This window comes from Gordonia sp. NPDC003950, assembly GCF_053605205.1.
In genome coordinates, this window is the sequence record NZ_JBSGIT010000021.1 from 33,880 (window position 1) to 52,852 (window position 18,973).

Genomic DNA, 18,973 nt, shown 5'->3' on the forward strand with positions numbered 1-18,973 from the left:
TCCGGGCGAGTGTAGGGAAATTCGATGTCCACGAGTGCAGATGCGGCCACCGCGCGCAGCGTCGTCCACGCTGCGCTGACTGATCGTGTCCGCACGCGGCTGACCAGCCGAAACTCGCCGGTCGTCGCCCTCATCGACCTCGACACCACGGGTGCCTCGGCCATCGTCGTCGACATCACGGCCGACGAGGAGATCATCGCGGCGCCCGCACCGCTCACCGACGTGACGCCCCGCGCCCTCGATCTGGCCCTCGCCACCCACCTGATCGGTGTGGCCCGGGTACCGGCACCCGATTCCGCCGTCGGGACCGCCGAACTCCGCAAGCTCGCCGGGCGTGCCCGCACCCGACTGGCCGCCTCCGAGGGCGCGTTCATCATGGGTGAGGAGCACGTCCGCCTGTTCCGCGTCACCCGCCGCGACATGGAGGTGGCGACCGCCTCCCAGGCCGCAACGCTGTGGGCATACATCGACGACGTCCTCGCCGCGGTCGGTGCGCCTGACGCCGCAGTCCTCCTGACCTCGACGCACGTGCAGTGGCCCGCCCTGGACACCCTGCTGTCGCAGGTCCGCGGTGCGCCGGTGATGGTGCTCGACGACATCTCCGACGAGCCGCAGCCGACCCACGGAGTCGCGTTCGCCACGACGGAAGACTTCCGGACGCCCTCCGACGACCAGACCTCCCAGGTCCGGGTCGTCGAACCCCCGGCCGATGCTCCGACCGCGGTCGCTACCGCATCGTCGGTGGCTCCTGGAGCTGCCGACCTCGGGCCCCACGATGACCGGCCCGCCGATGGCCTCGCCACCGACGTGGAGCCGATCGGCGTCGACGATGCCGTCACCGATCAACTCGAGGCGATCACGGACCGACTCGACCCGGTGGAGGCACTCTCCGGATACCTCGCCGACTCCGATTTCGACGCCGACTCCGATTTCGACGCCGACTCCGCTGCCGACACCGCGGTGCCGCCCCCGGAGGCCGGCGACAGCCGCTGGTTCTCCCGACAACGCTGGCTGCTCGGCGGTGCGGTCGCCGGAGTCCTGGCGGTGTTCGGAGTCGCCACCGCCGTCGCCTTCACCGGCGGTTCGCCGGAGCCGGCGGCGCCGAGTGTCGCAGCGAGCACCCCTGCCGTGGCCGCCCCACCCGGGAGCAGCGCGCCGCAGGAGTTCGCCGATCCCTCCGACCTCGTCGAAGCCCGCCGGCCTGCGGTGCTCTACACCACTCCGCCGCCCCCACCGCCGCCGGACACGAGTACGCAGCAGCAGAATCAGAATCCGTCGTCGCCGCGAAGGCAGGCCCGACCCCAGCCGCGGATTGTCATCCCGATCCCCGGGCGGCCGCCGATCGTCATCCCCTGACCGGGCTGATCAGGACACCGAATCCGGATCGTGTCCGGATTCCCTTGCGGCGGTGAGGTAGTCGGCCAATTGCCGTTTCATTTCACGGTCGAGCGCGCGGTCGAGCGCATTGTGCGCCGACACCTGGCCGGCTCGACGCAGGCCCATCAACAGGCGTGTGGTTCTTTCGGATTCGTCGTCGTTCGTCGGGATCCAGCCGTCGTCATGGCCTTCGGTGACCCGACGGCGGCCGGCGGAGATGAGGGTGTTGGCGACGCTGTCCATCGCCTTGTCGAGGGCGGCGTGCACGTCGAGGATGTCATCCAGTGACATCCCCTGGGCGACAAGCTCTCCGTAGGCGGTGACGGTTTCCGGATCGAGGATGGCGTAGGTGTTCGGCGGACTCCCGCCGGTGGATTCGGCACCGGCGGATTCGGCACCGGCGGATTCGGCACCGGCGGATTCGGCACGGATCAACCGGAAGTCGGAAAGACGTTGCCACTGCTTGGGATCCGCGGTGCGTAGGGTCTGCTCGAGTTCGTCGGCCGTGACGGAGGTGGGGGTGGTCTGCGACCACCGCTCGGTGACCGCTTCGCGCAGGCCCAGGACGTGGGCGAGGTCGTCCCCACGTTGCATACCGGACAGGAAATCGCCGATGTGGCGGATGGTGAAGCCACGGCCGAGTAGATCGTTGATCACCTTCAGGCGTGCGAGGTGTTGGTCGGTGTAGATGGCAATGCGGCCGCGCCGGAGCGGTCGCGGCAACAGTCCTCGGTCCTGATATCCGCGAACGTTCCGGGTGGTCGTCCCGGCTTCGCGGGCCAGGTCGTCAATCCGGTATTCGGTCACGGAGAGACATTCTCGCAGATCGGGTGTGACCGGTGGTCCGGGTCGGTCACTCCGGTGCGGTCACGGTCGTAGCCCGTTGGCGATCAATGCGAGCACACCCTCGTAGTTGGCAGCCGGATCCAACAGTGGTGGTAACGCCCCGGCAAGTTCCAGACTGACCGCCCCGTGCGCGCAGGACCACACCTGCATCGCCAGGACCGCGGCATCGCCCGTCCGGATCACGCCGGCCGCCTGGCCGTACTGGACGATGTCGCTGAGCGCGGTGAACGCGCCCTGCGCGGTCTCCGCATCAGGTTGGCATTCCGAGGAGAACATCAACTCGTAGACGATCGGATATGCCAGCGCGAAGTCGCGATATGCGCGTCCGCTGTGCGCGAGGCGAGCGGCGGGATCGCTGTCGGTGACCGCCCGGAGGTTGTGGCCGAACTCGGCGAAGGCATCACTGACCAGCGCGTCGAGCAGTCCTTCCTTGCCGTCGAAGTGGTTGTAGACGCCCATCGGTGCCACCCCGGCTTCCTTGGCGACCGATCGGACGGTGAGTCCGGCGACCCCGTCACGTTCGAGGATGCGACGCCCGGCGTGAATGAGGTTCGCTCGGACCTCGGTGGCGGGTGTGCGACGTGACGGGGTTGCGCTCGGCATATTGACAACCTACTAGAACGGTGTTCTCCTTGAGTGGAACGTTGTACTACAACGTTGGGTCAACGTTCCACAATCTGACTCCAACCGGAGAGGGGCGCATCATGCGCACTCGTTGGTGGGCGCTCGGCGCCCTGTGCTTTGCCGAACTACTCGTGATGATCGACAACACGATCGTCAACGTCGCGCTGCCGACGATGGCCCGCGACCTCGACGCCGGGATCTCCGGCCTGCAATGGATCGTCGACGCCTACACGCTGGTGTTCGCCGGACTGCTCCTCACCGGCGGATACCTCGGTGACCGGTTCGGTCACCGTCGCATGCTGCTGACAGGGATCGCGGGTTTTGTCGCGGTCTCGGTACTCGCGGCCTCATCGCAGACTCTGGGTCAACTCGTCGCGGCGCGTGGCGGCCTGGGACTCTTTGCGGCGCTGGTCTTTCCGGCGACCCTGGCGTTGATCACGACGATCTTCACCGAACCACGTCAACGCGCGGCCGCGGTCGGGATCTGGGCGGCGACGTCGGGAATAGCCGTAGCGATCGGTCCGGTGCTCGGAGGGTGGTTGCTCGAGCACTTCGCGTGGTCGTCGGTGTTCTGGGTGAACCTGCCGGTGGGGGTGCTTGCGGCCGTCGCCATCGTCGGGGTCGTCCCGGGGACACGCCCGGAGACGGTGTCGCGCTTCGACGTCATCGGTCTGCTGCTGTCGATCGTCGGTCTCGGACTGCTCGTCTACTCGGTCATCGAGGGACCGAATGTCGGCTGGACCGACGTCCGCACCGTCGCCGGACTCGGTGGTGCCGCGGCCGTGATGGCGCTGTTCGTTTGGCGGCAGATCGTCATCGCACATCCCATCCTCGACGTTCGGTTGTTCGCCAACCGCCACTTCGCCGCCGCGGCCGCCATGATCAGTGTGGCGTTCTTTGCGCTGTTCGGGTTCATCTTCCTGATCACCCAGTACTTTCAGGCGGTCAAGGGATACGGGCCATTCGACGCCGGGATCAGGACGCTCCCCTTCGCCGTTGTGATGGCCGTCTTCTCGCCCGTGGCGATGGCGCTGGCGCACCGATTCTCGCCCCGACCGGTGGCCGTCGCAGGTGCGATCCTGATGTCCATAGGGTTCGGCCTTGTCGAAACCACTTCGCGGACTTCGGGATACTGGGAGCTCATCGTCTGGTCGATGTCGCTGATGGCGATCGGGCTGGCGTTCATCTCGGGGCCGTGCACCCAACTGATCATGGACGCACTCCGGCCCGAACAGGCGGGCGCCGGAAGTGCGGTGAACGACACGACTCGCGAGGTCGGCGGGACCCTCGGAGTTGCCGTACTCGGGTCCGTCCTCACCTCCGTGTACGCCTCCGGCGTGGCGGATCGGCTTGCGGCACTCGGTGTTCCGCACGGTGCCGCCGACACCGCCGGGGAATCGGTGATGGCTGGCGTGGCGGTGGCGCAACACGCACCCGCCGTGGTGGCCGATTCGGTTCGTGTGGCGGTACAGGAGGTTTTCGTCGACGGACTGCACTCCGCGGTGTGGGTGGCGGTCGCCGTGACGGCGACGGCCGCGGCCCTGGCCGCGGTGCTGCTGCGAGGTGACCCGCGGGGCGCGACAGCGACCGACGCAACCGCGCCGGGGTCAGAGGTCGAGCGTGAGGTGGTCACCACTCGCCCGTGACACACAGGTCAGGATCTGCCCGCCGGCACGTTCCGGCTCGGTCAGGATGTTGTCGCGGTGGTCGATGCCACCCGACAACGTCCCGATCTTGCATGTGCCGCAAAAACCTTGGCGACACGAATACGGAACCGAGGGAGTCTCGTTGCGCAACGCCGCGAGTAGGGTCTGGTCGGCGCCGACTGTGATCTCCTGACCCGTCGAAGCGATGGTCGCGGTGAACTCTCGACCGTTCTCCACCGGCGGCGGAGTGAACCGCTCGTAATGCAACTCGATGTCCGGGCGATCGACCAGATGTCGACGCAGATTCTCCAGCATCGGTACCGGGCCGCAGCAATACACCGCCAGACCCGAAGGGGCACGGCCGGTTTCGGGATCGATCGCGCCGACCAGCTCAGCCATGGTGGGCAGGCCGCCCTCATCGTCGGTGCGGATGGTGACCTTGTCGCCGAAGCGGGCCACCTCTTCCCGAAACGGGATCGAGTCGAGCGTACGACCGGTGTAGATCATCGACCAGTCCAGACCGAACTTCTCCGCGGCATTCAGCATCGGCAGGATGGGGGTGATACCGATGCCGGCCGCGATGAAGCGCAGCTTTCCGGCTGCGGATCCGTGGCCCGGTAACGAGATCGGAAAAGCGTTGCGCGGAACCTTGATCGACACGAGATCACCCACCGACAGAGTGTCGTGCACCTCGACCGATCCGCCCCCTCCGTCGGGGATGCGTCGCACCGCGATGCGATAGGTGAGCCGGTCGGCGGGGTCACCACACAGCGAGTACTCGCGCATCCGGCCGGATGGCAGCAACAGGTCGAGGTGGGCTCCCGCATGCCAGCGGTGCAGTATGCCGCCGTCCGGGTCGGCGAAGGTGAGGGCTACGACGTTCTCGTCCTCGGCGACCACCTCGCGATCCACGACCCGCACGACGGTGATCCCGGTGTCGGCGGTGGTGTCGTGCAGCGGCGACAGGGGACGCCAGAGCGGCCACCAGATCTTCGACAGCGCGGTACCGAAGGTGAGGAGGGGATCATGGCGCCACCGGCCGTAAAGATGCGGCGGGGGTGCGGTCAACGACGTCGTGTGGGGATGTGCGCGTTGATTCATGAGATGCCGTTCACCCCGCCCGACGTGCCGCCGGGGACGCTGCGAGATACGCGACTGCTTGTGCGGTGGAACCGATCTCGTTCGGATGGAACCCCGGACGGAAGTAGCTGGTGGTGGCGAGGATGACCTTCCACATCTTGGGCAGGACCCCGGCGCGGACACCTCGGAAGTAGTGGTATTCGCGCTGAAAGAAGTTGTAGTGCAAGCTCGGATCGCTCGTCATGATGAACCGGAAGCCACGGTTGACCAGCAGGAGGAGCACCGGCAGGGCCACCAGCATCGCCCGGCCCCGCCGCAGATATCCGTCACCGAAGTAGACGGCCACCTCATGGGCGACTGCTCGGTGCTCCACCTCTTCGGCGCCGTGCCACATGAACAGATCCGACATCGTCGGGTCGGCACCATGCTCGACCCAGGTGTTGTTGAGTGCGAAATCGCCGAGAATCGCGGTGTAATGCTCCAATGCCGCGATCAGCCACAATCGTTCGACGAGATGTTTCTGGCGAGCACTGGGGCTGCCTTTGTGCAGCGGCCCCAACAACTTTCGGAAGATCCACTCCATCTGGCGACAGAATGGGCGGGGATCGATGCCGTGATGGTCGAGGAATTCCCAGAGGACGTGATCGTGGGCCTCGGCGTGCATCGCCTCCTGCCCGATGAAGCCACGCATGGTGGCGATCAGTTCCTCGTCATGCACCAGCGGAAGAGCCTCGTTGTAGGTCTGTACAAACCATCGTTCACCCTCGGGCAGAAGGAGGTTGAGCACACTGACGAAGTTCGACGCGACCGGGTGGCCGGGGATCCAGTGCAGCGGGACCTGTGACCAGTCGAACGCGACGTTGCGAGCATGGAGTTCGACGGGGCCGGGGTCGGAGCCATCGGCGTCGAGGGGTTCGCGGGAACCGCTGATCGAGTGAGCGTGGGCGTTCATCGGTGGGCCTCCTTGCCGGCGACGACGGTACGTCGAGCTGCGAGATGTGAGATCCAGGGAGCGAATCTATAAATGCGGTAACCGATCTGGGCTTCCGGGGCGACCGGTACCACGGCCTTGTCGCCGACGATCGCCGCGACGATCCGGTCCGCAACCTTGTCGGGGGTGAAGCCTCGTCGGCGATAGAGCTCGGTGAGTCGTCGCTGTTCGGCGGACTGGGCATCATCGTCGAGTCCGGCGATGGCCGAGGTCCCCACGATCGGGGTGTCGATGAGACCGGGGCAGATGGCGCTCACCCCGATGTGGTGATCGGCGAGTTCGCCCCGCAGCGACTCGGAGTAGAGCAGCACGCCGGCCTTGCTCGCCGAGTAGATCCCCAATCCCCGCTGCGGGGTGAACGCGGCGGCGGAGGCCAGGTTCACGATGTGACCGCCGGTGCCACGACGGACCATCTGACGGCCGAACTCGCGACACCCGGTGATCACGCCCCGCAGGTTGACGTCGAGGAGTCGATCGATCTGCTCGTCGGTGGCATCCAGCGACGCCCCGGAAAGTCCGATGCCGGCGTTGTTCACCACAATGTCCGGGACACCCTGTGCAGCTGCGACATTTGCGGCGAACTCGGCAAACGCCCCGGTATCGGAGACGTCGAGGGCGTACACCGCGGTGGCCGCGCCGCTCTCCTTGCACATCCGCGCGGTCTCTTCCGCTCCGGCCGGGTTGATGTCGGCGAGGACGACGTCACAGCCGAGTTCGGCCAGGGCGCGAGCGGTTTCGCGGCCGATGCCGCTGCCGGCGCCGGTGACGACGGCCAAACGACCCGACAGTGCCTGATCTTGGCCGAATCGCCGTGCGCGGGTGAGGGTGTCGGGAGTCCGGGGTGAGCCGTTGAGGTAGGAGATGAACTCGCGCACATTGGCTGCCACATACTCCGGATGCGTTGACGGAAGCCAGTGCCCGGTGGTCGACGGCCGACGCCAGAGCTTGGCCACGTACTTGTGCGTGGTCGCGAATGTCGGTGGGCGGATGGCGAAGTCACGCGAGTTGAGGAGCTCGAGCACCGGAACGGACACCGTGCGCGGGGCCGGGAAGATCAGTCGCCGACCGATGTTCGCGCGGTAGTAGCGCACACCGGAATTCATGTCGCGACGCAGGGTGGGCCCGGTGTGCACCGCGTCGCGGGGGGTGCCGTCCATGAGGTGTAGGAACTCCCGCCAGACCCGCGGGTTTCCGAGAACCCCGAGGAACAGCCGCGGAGCCACCGGCAGGTGGAACAGGCCGATGTAGGTGGAGCTGATGGCCTGCGCGATCGAGTTGCGGATGTTGCGTGGCGTCGGGTGGGTGATGTTGTGGCGCAACAGCGCACCCACCTGATCGAGACTCGGGCCCGAGATCGAGGTGAACGACGCGATGGCCATCGAGGCGTCGCTGCGCGACACCGCCTCCCACGATTGGATGGAACCCCAGTCGTGCGCGACCACATGGACCTTGTCGTTTGGAGCGACGGCCTCGGCGACGGCGAACAGATCGTCGGCGAGATTCTCGATCCGGTAGGCGGACACGCCGTCCGGGCGGTCACTGCCGCCGATGCCGCGAGTGTCGTAGGCGAAGACCCGGGCATCCTGCGCCAGGTCGGCGGCGACCCCGTCCCACACCCGGTGGGTGTCGGGCCACCCGTGCACCAGCACGATCGTCGGCATCGCCGATTCATCGCGTGCGCCCCCGACGGCCTCGAAGAGAGCGAGGTTGACCTCACCGCTGCGGACCGTGCTGCGTTTCCATTCCACCGTCGAACTCCCGTCGGCCTCTCGATCAATGGAGGTAGACGTTACCAACGGTTACATGAAAAGCCAACGAATCCGGGGTTTGCGCTGATCAACCCCGAAATACCGGTGGTCAGGAAGGTGTCACTGCCGATACGACGCCAGGAAGTTGCCGATCCGTTCGATCGCCTCACCGAGCTCGCGGGCCCAGGGGAGCGTGACGATCCGGAAGTGGTTGTGGTCGTCGAGGTTGAATCCGGTGCCCTGGACCACCAGGATCTTCTCCTGCAGGAGGAGGTCCTGAACGAACAGTTCGTCGTTGTGGATCTCGTGGACCTCGGGATCGAGGCGAGGGAAGGCGTAGAGCGCGCCGGACGGCTTCACACAGCTCACGCCGGGGATCTCGTTGAGTTTCTGCCACGTCACGTTGCGCTGCTCGTAGAGCCGACCACCGGGGTTCACCAGGGCCTCGATGCTCTGATAGCCACCGAGCGCCACCTGGATGGCGTGTTGGCCGGGCACGTTGGCGCACAGGCGGGTGGACGCGAGGATGCCCAAACCCTCGATGAATCCCTTGGCGTGGTCTTTGGGTCCGGTGATGACCACCCACCCGGCCCGATAGCCGCACACGCGGTAGGCCTTGGACAGCCCGTTGAAGGTCAGGCACAGCAGGTCCGGGGCGAGCGAGGCGATGTTGGTGTGCACCGCGTCGTCGTAGAGGATCTTGTCGTAGATCTCGTCGGCCAGGATGAGCAGGGAATTGCGGCGGGCGACGTCGGCGAGTTGCTCGAGAACCTCGCGGGAGTAGACCGCACCGGTCGGGTTGTTCGGGTTGATGATCACGATCGCCTTGGTGCGCGGCGTGATCTTGGCCTCGATGTCGGCGATGTCCGGATTCCAGCCGTTGTCCTCGTCGCAGCGATAGTGCACCGCCGAGCCGCCGGAGAGTGCGGTCATCGCCGTCCACAGCGGGTAATCCGGCGCCGGGATCAGCACCTCGTCGCCGTCGTTCAGCAGCGCCTGCATCGTCATGGTGATCAGCTCGGACACGCCATTGCCGAGAATGACGTCGTCGACGTCGAAGTACGGGAAGTCGGGGATGAGTTCGTAGCGCGTGACCACCGCACGACGCGCGGACAGCACGCCGGCGGATTCGGAGTAGCCCTGTGAATACGGCAGGGCGTGGATCATGTCGCGCATGATGACGTCGGGCGCCTCGAACCCGAACAAAGCCGGGTTGCCGATGTTGAGCTTCATGATGCGGTGGCCCTCGGATTCCAGCCGCGCGGCATGCGCGTGTACCGGGCCCCTGATCTCGTAGCACACGTTCTGCAGCTTCTGCGACTGCTCCAGCGGCTTGAGGTTCTGATTCAGGTGGGATACATAAGGCCTACTCACGAGTTCAATTGTCGCAGCCGCAGGCAAATCGGTTTTTTTCGGGCGTCGACGTCGACGTTCTCAGCGCTCTCCCTGACGTTGACGGCGCTTTGTCTCGCACTGACAGCGCTCTCTCCGACGTTGACGGCGCTTTGTCTGACGTTAACGGCGCTCTCTCCGACGTTGACGGCGCTCAAGCAAGCGCTGTCAACGAGGAGGTGAGCGCTGTCAACGAGGAGGAGAGCGCTGTCAACGAGGAGAAGAGCGCTGTCAACGAAATCGGGCCCGTCCGATTCGGTGTGAATCGGACGGGCCCGATGGCAGATCTCGTGCAGTCAGGCCTCGTGCAGTCAGGCCCTGTGGCCGGGCCGCTTCTTGCCGGCGGCGATCCCGAAGCCCTTGGCCTTCGACGCACCGGTTTCGCCGAGGGTGCGCTCGTCGGGAGCCGAACCATTGCTCGACGGTGCCGGAGCGTCGTCGACGGGTTCACTCACGGCTGCCGGTTCCTCGACGGGTTCACTCACGGCTGCCGGTTCCTCGACGGGCTCACTCGGCTCCTCGGCCGGCTCACTCGGCGGCTCGGCGGGCGCCGCCTCGGCCGGTGCAGCGGCGGCAGGCTTGGCTGCCGGCTTGCCGATACCGCCGGGGCGCTTCTTGCCGGCGGACATGCCGAAGCCCTTGGCCTTGGCGGGCTTGTCCTCGGTGAGTGCACCTTCCGCGGGCGCAGTTGCCGATTCGGCGGACTCACTCACGGCCTCGGCTGCCGATTCGGCGACGGGCTCACTCGGTGCCTCGGCGGGCGCCGCGGAATCCTCGGCCGATGCGGCGGCGGCAGGCTTGGCTGCCGGCTTGCCGATACTGCCGGGACGCTTCTTGCCCGCGGACATACCGAAGCCCTTGGCCTTCGCCGGCTTCTCCTCGGTCACCGCGGCCGCACCTGCGGGCTCGGTCGACGCCTCGGCAGGTGCACTGGCCACCTCGGCCGGCTCACCTGAAGCCTCAGCGGGTGCCGCCGGCGCGGCTGCGGCGGCAGCACCGGGCTTCGCGCCCGGACGCTTCTTGCCCGCAGACATACCGAAGCCCTTGGCCTTCGCCGGCTTGTCCTCGGTCAGCGCGGCACTGCCGGCCGACTCGGTCGATGCCTGGGCGGGTGCTGAGGCTTCCTCCGCCGGCGCCGAAGTTGCCGCGGCGGACTTCTTGGCGCCCGGGCGCTTGGCTCCGCCCATGCCGAATCCCTTTGCGGCGGGCTTCTTCTCGGCCGCGGGCGCCTCAGCGGTGGCTTCCGCGGCTCCGGCCGACGCCGCCTCCGCCGGTGCGGCCTTGGCGGCGGCACCCGGCTTCTTGCCGCCCTTCATACCGAATCCCTTTGCGGCGGGCTTCTTTTCGGCAGGCGCCGACTCGGCGGGTGCCTCGGCCGGTGCGGCCTTGGCGGCGGCGCCGGGCTTCTTGCCGCCCTTCATGCCCAGACCGACCTTCGGCTTCGGCTTCGACCCGGCATCGGTCGTCGCCGCGGCAGCAGCGGCCGCGGGAACCTTCTCCTTCTCGGGTTCGGGTTCCGGCTCGGGGGCGGGCTTGCCGATTGGGCCGAGGAAGCGGCCACCGCGGGTCACCTCGGGGGCGCCGCGCTTGACCGACTCCAGCAGCAGCTGTGCGACGTCGACGACCTCGACCTTGCCCTCGTTCTCGGTGCCCGACGTCCGCGCGGTCACGCCGTCGGTGAGCATCACGCGGCAGAACGGGCAACCGGTGGCGACCTTCTGCGGCACGTCGCCACCGATGTCGGAGCCGAGTGTGTCCAGCGCCTCGTCCACCCGGTCGATGTTGATGCGCTTACCGATCTGCTCTTCCATCCACATCCGGGCGCCACCGGCGCCACAGCACATGGATCGTTCGCCGTGACGCGGCATCTCCCGCAAGTTCGAGCCGGACGCGGCCATCAGCTCACGCGGCGCGTCGTAGACCTGGTTGTGGCGACCCAGATAGCACGGATCGTGATAGGTGACGCCCTCGCCGAGCGGGGCGACCGGCACCAGACGCTTCTCCCGCACCATTCGGTTGAGGAGCTGGGTGTGGTGCACCACTTCGTATTTCGCGCCCAACTGCGGGTACTCGTTGCCCAGGGCGTTGAAGCAGTGCGCACAGGTGACGACGATCTTCTTGCGCTGCTGCGGCGCGGTCGAGAAGACCTCGTTCATCATCTCGATGTTCTGCTGGGCGAGCATCTGGAAGAGGAACTCGTTGCCCGCGCGGCGAGCCGAGTCTCCGGTACAGGTCTCGCCCTCGCCGAGGACCAGGAAGTTCACCGCGGCGATGTCGAGCAGTTCGGCGACGGCCTTGGTGGTCTTCTTCGCGCGGTCCTCGTACGCGCCGGCGCAGCCGACCCAGAAGAGGTACTCGAAGCCCTCGAAGGACTCGACGTCCTTACCGAACACCGGGATCTCGATGTCCATCTCGTCGATCCAGTTGGTCCGCGCCGAGGAGTTTTGACCCCACGGGTTGCCCTTGTTCTCGAGGTTCTTGAACATGCCGGCCAGCTCGGTCGGGAAGTCCGACTCGATGAGCACCTGGTAGCGGCGCATGTCGATGATGTGGTCGACGTGCTCGATGTCGACGGGGCACTGCTCGACGCAGGCGCCGCAGGTGGTGCAGCTCCACAGCGTCTCGGTGTCGATGACCGCACCGAGCTGCTCCGGGTCGAACGCGCCGTCATCGGAGGTGATGCCGTCGCCGCCCCCCATGAGCCCCTTGGACTCGCCGACCAGCTTGCGGGCGGCCTCGGCACGCGCGGCCTCCGGGATCTTTGCCAGCTTGGCCTCGTCGACGTTTCCGTCGGCGTCGACCAGGCCGACCTCGTCGCCGCCCATGTCGGTACGCCCACCGGCGATCAGATAGGGCGCCTTGGCCTGCGCGTGGTCGCGGAGCGACATGATGAGCAGCTTGGGCGACAACGGCTTACCGGTGTTCCACGCCGGGCACTGCGACTGGCAGCGACCACATTCGGTGCACGTGGTGAAGTCCAGCCAGGCCTTCCACGAGAAGTCCTCGGCCTTGCCCGCACCGAACGCGTCGACGTCGGGATCGGCGGTCTCCATGTCGAGGACCTTGCCGCGGCTCATCATCGGCTTGGCCGCACCGAGGGCGACGCCGCCGTCGGGCTGACGCTTGAGATAGATGTTGAAGAAGGCGGCAAAGCGGTGCCAGGCCACGCCCCAGTCGATGTGCGAGCCGACCACCGCGAGCCACACCATGCCGCTCATCAGCTTGATGACCGCGGCCCCGGTGACCCAGTACTCCGACGACCCCTCGAACAGCTGCGCGAAGTAGTGGGTGAAGAACGACGTCCAGATCGGCGGGTCTTCCAGGCCCGCCGAGATCTTGAAGGTCTTGACGAAGACCATGCCCAGGCCCTCGAGCAGCACGACCCATTCGACGAAGTAGGCGGCGCCGAACCGCGAACCCGAGAAACGGGAGATCCGCTCGGGCACACGGGGATGGTTGAGCTGGCGAATGATCATCAGCGTGACGATGCCGATGACCGTGCCGAGCCCGAGAACCTCGTCGGCGAAAATGTAGATGTTCCAGGAACCGATGATCGGCCAGTGGAAGTGCGGGTCGAAGATCTGACCGTAGGCCTCGAACCAGAAGATCGCGCCGATCAGGAAGCCGAACATCACCAGCCAGTGCGCCCAGCCGACAGTTCGGAACTTGACCATGCGGGTGTGGGCGACGAACTCCTTGAGCATCGTCCACAGGCGGGGGAGCACCGGAAAATACCGGCCGCTGTCGATGCGCTGGCCCTGGGCGATGGCACGCACCATGCGCCAGACTCCGCGCAGGAACAGCGCCCAACAGAACAGGCTGATGACCGCGGCAATCGTGCCGATGGTGATCGTCGTGGCATTCACGGCGTCCGGCCCCTCTCTGGTTGTCTTCAGACCCTCCGGCGCTGGCTGACGGGCGCGGGGTCAGACGTCTACTACAGGTAACCGTAATTGCTGGGGGTGAGGCAGCGCTGCCAAGGCTGACCTAAGTAACGCTCGGTCGGTTACCGGTGGTGTCAGACAGATGATACTTGTCAGTAACTTACTGTCCAGTCAGATAGTGGGTGGTGTGACGCGCGCGACCTTCTCCAGCTCGTCGAGCGCGGTATCGAGATGCGTGAGCAGCCGCTGCAGGCTGGGCAGCTCCTTGCGGGCGCCGATGAGCCCGAAATTGATGTGCTCGGCGGTCGAGGTCACGGTGATGTTCAGCGCCAACCCCTCCATCGCAACCGACACCGGATAGACCCCGTCGAGCCGGGCGCCGTTCCAGTACAGATTCCTGGTGGGTCCGGGGACGTTGCTGATGATGATGTTGAAGTTCGACGGTATGTGGCCGGCGAGGCCGGGGACGATCGTCAGCGCCAGAGGCGCCACCGCGGCCGCCCCGTACGCAAGGGCCTGCAACGGGGAGAGTCCGCGGATGACCTTCTTCGACTCGCGCATCGACCCGACCAACGTGGCCAGGCGGCGCTCGGGGTCCGGCTGATCGGTCGCCAGATTGGCCAGGATCGCGGTGACCGCATTGCCCTCGTGATCGTCACCTCCGATCCGGGTGGACACCGGCACGGCCGCGATCAGCGGTGCGGCCGGGAGTTCGTCGTGGTCGATGAGGTAGGACCGCAATGCCCCCGCGCACATGGCGGCCACCACGTCGTTGATGGTGATCTCCAGCTCGTCGGCGACGGCCCGCAGGCGAGCGGTCTCCCACTGCTGCGCCGCGAACCGTCGGGCGCTGCCGATCGAGACATCGAGCATCGTGCGGGGCGCGGGACTCACCGGGGAGGTGAAGCTGTCGTTGGACACGGTGTTCCAGGCGATCTTCGCTGCGGCCGGCGCGATTCCGGCGATCTGTCCCGCGACGTCGAGGGCTGCACCGGCGGCACCGAGAACGCCGGAGACGCTCAGCAGCGATGCGCCGGCGGGCTTGCGTGGACGCGACGAGACGGACGGAGCCCACGGTGACGTGCCATTGCGGTCGGCCGGATCGGGCGACAGGGTTCGCTCCAGCATGCGCAGCGCGGAGACGCCATCGAGGAGGGAGTGGTGGATCTTGGTGTAGAGCGCGACGCGGCCGTCTTCGAGACCCTCGATGATGTGCAATTCCCACATCGGCCGGTTGCGGTCGAGCAGGGCGCTGTGGTGCAGCGACACGTAGCGGAGCAACTCGCGGATGCGACCCGGTCGGGGCAGTACGGTCCGGCGTACGTGATAATCGAAATCGATCTCGTCGTCGTAGGACCAGGCCAGCAGCCCCATCAGCGCGACGGGCGTCGCGGGACGTTTGCGGAACAGCGAGCGCACCTCGGTGCACGCGCCGAAGCGGTCGATCATCTCCTCGGCGAGGTCGGCGGCGCTCTGCCCGTCGCGGGGGATGAACAACTGCAGCCCACCCACATGCATCGGTTGTTCACGGGTCTCGGCCATGAGGAACATCGATTCCGTGACCGGCATGTATGGCATGACGCCCCCTTCGACCCCTGATGAATCCCTGATGTGGGAGATCCTGCGGTGTGGGTCCCATCACAGTACCGCCGGACAGATCCGTGAGTGTACCGGTCCGTGGTGACCTCTACCGTGGTGCCCTGTGGGGATGCGAGCGGTGGCCGGACGGGCGTTCCTGATCGCCCTGATCGCCGTCGAACTCGTCATCACCCTGGCGGCGACCTGGGTCTACGTCTCCGCCCACGGGCGGGTCGTCGACGAGCGTGACATCGCCGCCGGCTCCACCGTCGTCGTCCTCGGGTCGCTGGTCGACGACGGGGAACCCGGCGACTATGTGCGGGGTCGCCTCGATACCGCACTGGAGCTATACCGGTCGGGGCGAGCGGATCGAATCATCAACTCCGGCAACGGGAATCCGGACGCAGGAGATGAACCGGCGGTGATGCGGGCCTACCTCGAGGGTCACGGCGTCCCGGCCGGGATCATCGTCGATGACCCCGCGGGATTCGACACCGCGGCGAGCTGCCGGCGGCTGCGTGACGAGTTCGACGTCGACGATCCGGTGATCGTCACCCAGGACTTTCACGTCTCGCGGGCCGTGGCGTTGTGCCGCAGCCTCGGAATCGATGCGACCGGGGTGGCCGCGCACTGCGACTGCTCGTGGCCGACCCTGCTGCGCAACCACTTTCGTGAGGCCGTGCTCGCGCGTCCGCGGGCATTGCTGACCGCCGTGGCCGGCTGACGGGTCTTACCGGCGCCGCAACGGCAGTCGCGGACGACCGGTCAGGTAGAGCGAACCGGGTAGGTGACGCAGCACCTCGACCAGCAGCAACGAACCGGCCAGGGTGGCGAGGTAGACGACCGCGGTACCCCAGGGCTGGCCCAGCGCCTCGAGGATGGCCGGGCGTCCGTCGACCTTCGGATAGAGGATGAAGAACAGCACCAGCACGTGGCACAGGAACACGCTGAACGAGCGGTTCGATGCGAACGAGACCGCCCGGGCGAACCGCGGGGTGAAGTCACGCCAATGCTCGCCCCAGTGGGCGGCGGCGGCATATAGGCACGTCATCGCCACGATCAGGAACGGGATCAGCGTCGGGAAGAATGCCGAGTCGTTGTCGTGGACCGGATGTCCCTGCACCTTCACGCCGTACAGGTAGACACCGACCGCGAATCCGCCGGTCAGCAGGAGGGCGCCGGCGAGCCACCAGGCCTTCCCCGACAGCCACTCCGCGATCTCCTCGCGGTGTACCGCGGCGATTGCGCCATAGAAGATGAAGAACTGATACGGGATGAACGTCGCGTAGTGATGCCACCAGTACGGCGCGACCGACGCGGGCGGTTCCCAATAGGTGATGATCAGCGTGATCGCGACCTGCACGGCCAGGCTGCCCGCGAGAAGCATGCGATGCCGGCCGACGGTGGCCCGCACCACCCACAGCACCAGCGGGAACAACAGGTAGACCTGCAGCATCACGAACAGGAAGTACATCTGGAACCCGGACAGACCCCACACGACGAGCTTGCCGAACTCGTTGAGGCTGGTCGGCACGTCCGACAGTCGGCCATTGGCCCACATCGCCTGGACCACCCAGTAGATGAGCGACCAGATCAGGTACGGGAAGATCACCAGCTTGATCCGGCGACGCCAGAAATCGAGCGTGGAGAAGTCCGCCTTGTCGAAGTTCTGGTACATCAGCACGAAGCCGGTGAGCGCGAAGAAGGTGTTGCGGGTGAAGTGCAGCAGCAGCGAGGTCGTGTTGACCGGCAGGCTGGTGAATTCGTTGGTGGTCTGGGTGAGGCAGTGGACGAAGATGACCAACGAGAAGGTCGTCGCCCGGATCAGGTCCACATGGTGCAGATAGGCCCGCCGAGTGCGGCCGGCGACGGCGGTGGCGACCGTCGATTGTGGAGCTGATGGCTGCACGCCGGTATCGGTCGCGCGCGTGACTGCGGTCGTCATACCCCTACTCTCGGACAACGGTGCGGGCGGCTGGCCCGTCGACCGCCGGTGTGCGGCGCTCCCCGCCCCGGAACCGGCGTCAGTGGAAGATCGGTCGCGTCGTCGCGATCGGCAGGGCGGTGATCCATCCGCAGCCGTGATCTATCCGTGATCTGACGTCAGGGTAGCAGCGCAACCTTGGCGTTCCCTGGGACGCATCTGCCAGACCGTCCCAGGGGTGAAAAACCTCACAATCGCCACGATCCAGACATTCCTCGGGTCGATGCCCGCCGCGGCGGTCCCATGTCGACGATGCAACTTCGGTGAACGTAATCCTGTCGCCTCGATCGGCAACCCGGCACCCTGACTCGCACCGCCCACCCGTGCGAGTTCGTATCCCGGGCACCACACATGACCAGCGCGACGCCAGTCGCAGGAGAGGACAACAACCATGGCCGAACAACCCACGAAGTCGGTGGCAATCGTCGGAGCCGGGCTGGCCGGCACGAGTGCCGCACTCGGCTTCCTCGACGCCGGATTCGACGTCACCCTCTACTCCGATCGGGATCGCGCGTCACTGCGCGACAAGGTCCCGCCGACCGGCGTCGGCGTGCTGTTCGGCAAGTCCCGCGAGTGGGACGCCGAGATCATCGACGATCTCTACCAGGTGGGCAATACGACCGGCATCAGCGTGCGCCTGCACTCCGGCAGCGGTGACGAGCGCGCCGACGTCCTCGAGTTCAATCCCGACTACGGCTATGTCGCACAGGCGGTGGATCTGCGTCTGCGCGCCGACGACCGGCTCGGCCGCTTCCTGGACCGCGGCGGCCGGTTCGACGTTGGGCATGTCGACACCGCTCGTCTCGACGAGATCGCCGGCTCGCACGATCTGACCCTGGTGGCCACCGGCAAGGGTGGTCTGTCGGCGCTGTTCGGGGTGGACGAGTCCCGGACGCACTACCGTGAGCCGCAGCGCCGGCTGCTGCAGGTGACCCTCGAGGGCGTCGATCACGGCCCGGACACCTTCGGCTACCGCAGCCGGGAAGGCGGGGCGCATTCGCTGTTCAACCTCGACAGTGAGAATGGTGAGATCTTCGTCGGTCCGTTCCTGCACAAGGACGCCGGCGCGACCTGGTCGATCATCGTCTTCGCCAAGACCGACGGTGCGTGGGCACCGAAGATCGACAATGTGGTCGACGCCCAGTCGGCGCGTCAGGCCGTCGTCGACATCTTCACCGAGTTCTTCCCCAAGGACGCCCCGGTGGTGTCGTCGCTGCGGGTCATCGACTCCGATCCGTACTCCTGGCTGACCGGCGCGGTCACCCCGACCGTGCGTCATGCGGTGGGCCGCACGGCGAGTGGGCATGCGGTCGGCGCGATCGGCGACACCGCCATCGCCGTCGACCCGGTGGCCGGCCAGGGTGCGCAGAACACCCTGATCCAGGTCGCCGAACTGGTCAAGGCGGCACGTGCCCGACTGGCCGCCGATCCGAACGCGACGTTCGACGCCCAGTGGCTACATGACGAGTTCGAAAAGCATTGGGAGCGTCGCGGTCACGCCTCGGTCGAGGTGACGCGTCTCTACCTGGGCGACCCGGACTACGCCACCCACCTGGAACTGTCGTTCCCGGCGGCCGCGGTGAACACCGACATCGCCTCGGCGTTGTTCGGGTTGCTGTCGGAACCGAATCCGCTTCTGTCCCTGCGTACCCGCGACGATGTGGTGGGATTCATCTCGGCGGTGGCCGGTGAACCCGCCGATGATGTGCTGGCACGTTTCGTTCCGGCCGGACAGTTCTCGGCGGCACCGTCCCGGGAGTCGGTGTCGGTCTGACCCGGGTCCGTGCGATGAGCGGCATCGGCCGGCGGGGTGTGTCCTCGCC

13 protein-coding genes are annotated in these 18,973 nt (G+C 66.7%); 4 read left to right on the top strand and 9 right to left on the bottom strand.

Annotation, left to right across the window (positions count from 1 at the left end; all coding sequences use genetic code 11):
* Window positions 1–24: 24 nt before the first annotated feature.
* The gene (locus ACWETB_RS17835) at window positions 25–1,356 is read left to right on the top strand and encodes a hypothetical protein (protein ID WP_452212626.1); all 1,332 of its coding nucleotides are present in this window, start codon (window positions 25–27) and stop codon (window positions 1,354–1,356) included.
* Between the two features lie 9 nt (window positions 1,357–1,365).
* Here the strand turns inward: ACWETB_RS17835 and ACWETB_RS17840 are convergent, their stop codons facing one another.
* On the bottom strand, window positions 1,366–2,184 hold the full coding sequence (locus tag ACWETB_RS17840; protein WP_452212628.1) for a MerR family transcriptional regulator: 819 nt from the start codon (window positions 2,182–2,184) through the stop codon (window positions 1,366–1,368).
* Window positions 2,185–2,244: 60 nt separating this feature from the next.
* Window positions 2,245–2,826, bottom strand: a complete 582-nt coding sequence (locus ACWETB_RS17845; protein ID WP_449741844.1) for a TetR/AcrR family transcriptional regulator — start codon at window positions 2,824–2,826, stop codon at window positions 2,245–2,247.
* A 101-nt stretch (window positions 2,827–2,927) separates the two neighbouring features.
* Between ACWETB_RS17845 and ACWETB_RS17850 the strand changes: the two genes are divergently transcribed.
* Window positions 2,928–4,493 (top strand): MFS transporter, encoded by a 1,566-nt coding sequence (locus ACWETB_RS17850; protein WP_449741843.1) that lies wholly within the window; start codon window positions 2,928–2,930, stop codon window positions 4,491–4,493.
* On the opposite strand, the gene ACWETB_RS17855 is transcribed toward ACWETB_RS17850, so the two are convergent.
* The 6 genes from ACWETB_RS17855 to ACWETB_RS17880 all read right to left on the bottom strand — a co-directional run bounded on the left by ACWETB_RS17855 (window position 4,455) and on the right by ACWETB_RS17880 (window position 15,166).
* On the bottom strand, window positions 4,455–5,594 hold the full coding sequence (locus tag ACWETB_RS17855; RefSeq protein ID WP_452212631.1) for a PDR/VanB family oxidoreductase: 1,140 nt from the start codon (window positions 5,592–5,594) through the stop codon (window positions 4,455–4,457). The two genes, ACWETB_RS17850 and ACWETB_RS17855, sit on opposite strands and share 39 nt — an antisense overlap.
* Before the next feature lie 10 nt (window positions 5,595–5,604).
* On the bottom strand, window positions 5,605–6,525 hold the full coding sequence (locus tag ACWETB_RS17860) for a metal-dependent hydrolase (RefSeq protein WP_449741841.1): 921 nt from the start codon (window positions 6,523–6,525) through the stop codon (window positions 5,605–5,607).
* Entirely contained in the window at window positions 6,522–8,312 is a 1,791-nt protein-coding gene (locus tag ACWETB_RS17865; RefSeq protein WP_452212634.1) for an SDR family oxidoreductase, read from the bottom strand. The genes ACWETB_RS17860 and ACWETB_RS17865 overlap by 4 nt, the downstream gene beginning before the upstream one ends.
* A 120-nt stretch (window positions 8,313–8,432) precedes the next feature.
* Window positions 8,433–9,686, bottom strand: coding sequence for a pyridoxal phosphate-dependent aminotransferase (locus ACWETB_RS17870; protein ID WP_449741839.1), 1,254 nt, complete (start codon window positions 9,684–9,686; stop codon window positions 8,433–8,435).
* A 329-nt stretch (window positions 9,687–10,015) separates the two neighbouring features.
* Window positions 10,016–13,570 (bottom strand): (Fe-S)-binding protein, encoded by a 3,555-nt coding sequence (locus tag ACWETB_RS17875; RefSeq protein ID WP_452212636.1) that lies wholly within the window; start codon window positions 13,568–13,570, stop codon window positions 10,016–10,018.
* 189 nt (window positions 13,571–13,759) lie between these two features.
* The gene (locus ACWETB_RS17880) at window positions 13,760–15,166 is read right to left on the bottom strand and encodes a WS/DGAT/MGAT family O-acyltransferase (protein WP_452212638.1); all 1,407 of its coding nucleotides are present in this window, start codon (window positions 15,164–15,166) and stop codon (window positions 13,760–13,762) included.
* A 130-nt stretch (window positions 15,167–15,296) separates the two neighbouring features.
* Between ACWETB_RS17880 and ACWETB_RS17885 the strand changes: the two genes are divergently transcribed.
* Window positions 15,297–15,890 carry a SanA/YdcF family protein gene (locus ACWETB_RS17885; RefSeq protein WP_449741836.1) on the top strand — a complete coding sequence of 198 codons (594 nt, stop codon included), beginning with the start codon at window positions 15,297–15,299 and terminating at the stop codon, window positions 15,888–15,890.
* Window positions 15,891–15,896: 6 nt separating this feature from the next.
* Here ACWETB_RS17885 and ACWETB_RS17890 read toward each other — a convergent pair whose 3' ends face one another.
* Window positions 15,897–17,111, bottom strand: coding sequence for an acyltransferase (locus ACWETB_RS17890; RefSeq protein WP_452212641.1), 1,215 nt, complete (start codon window positions 17,109–17,111; stop codon window positions 15,897–15,899).
* A gap of 430 nt (window positions 17,112–17,541) precedes the next feature.
* On the opposite strand from ACWETB_RS17890, the gene ACWETB_RS17895 reads away from it, so the two are divergent.
* Window positions 17,542–18,924 (top strand): styrene monooxygenase/indole monooxygenase family protein, encoded by a 1,383-nt coding sequence (locus tag ACWETB_RS17895; protein WP_449741834.1) that lies wholly within the window; start codon window positions 17,542–17,544, stop codon window positions 18,922–18,924.
* The last annotated feature ends 49 nt before the right edge of the window (window positions 18,925–18,973 follow it).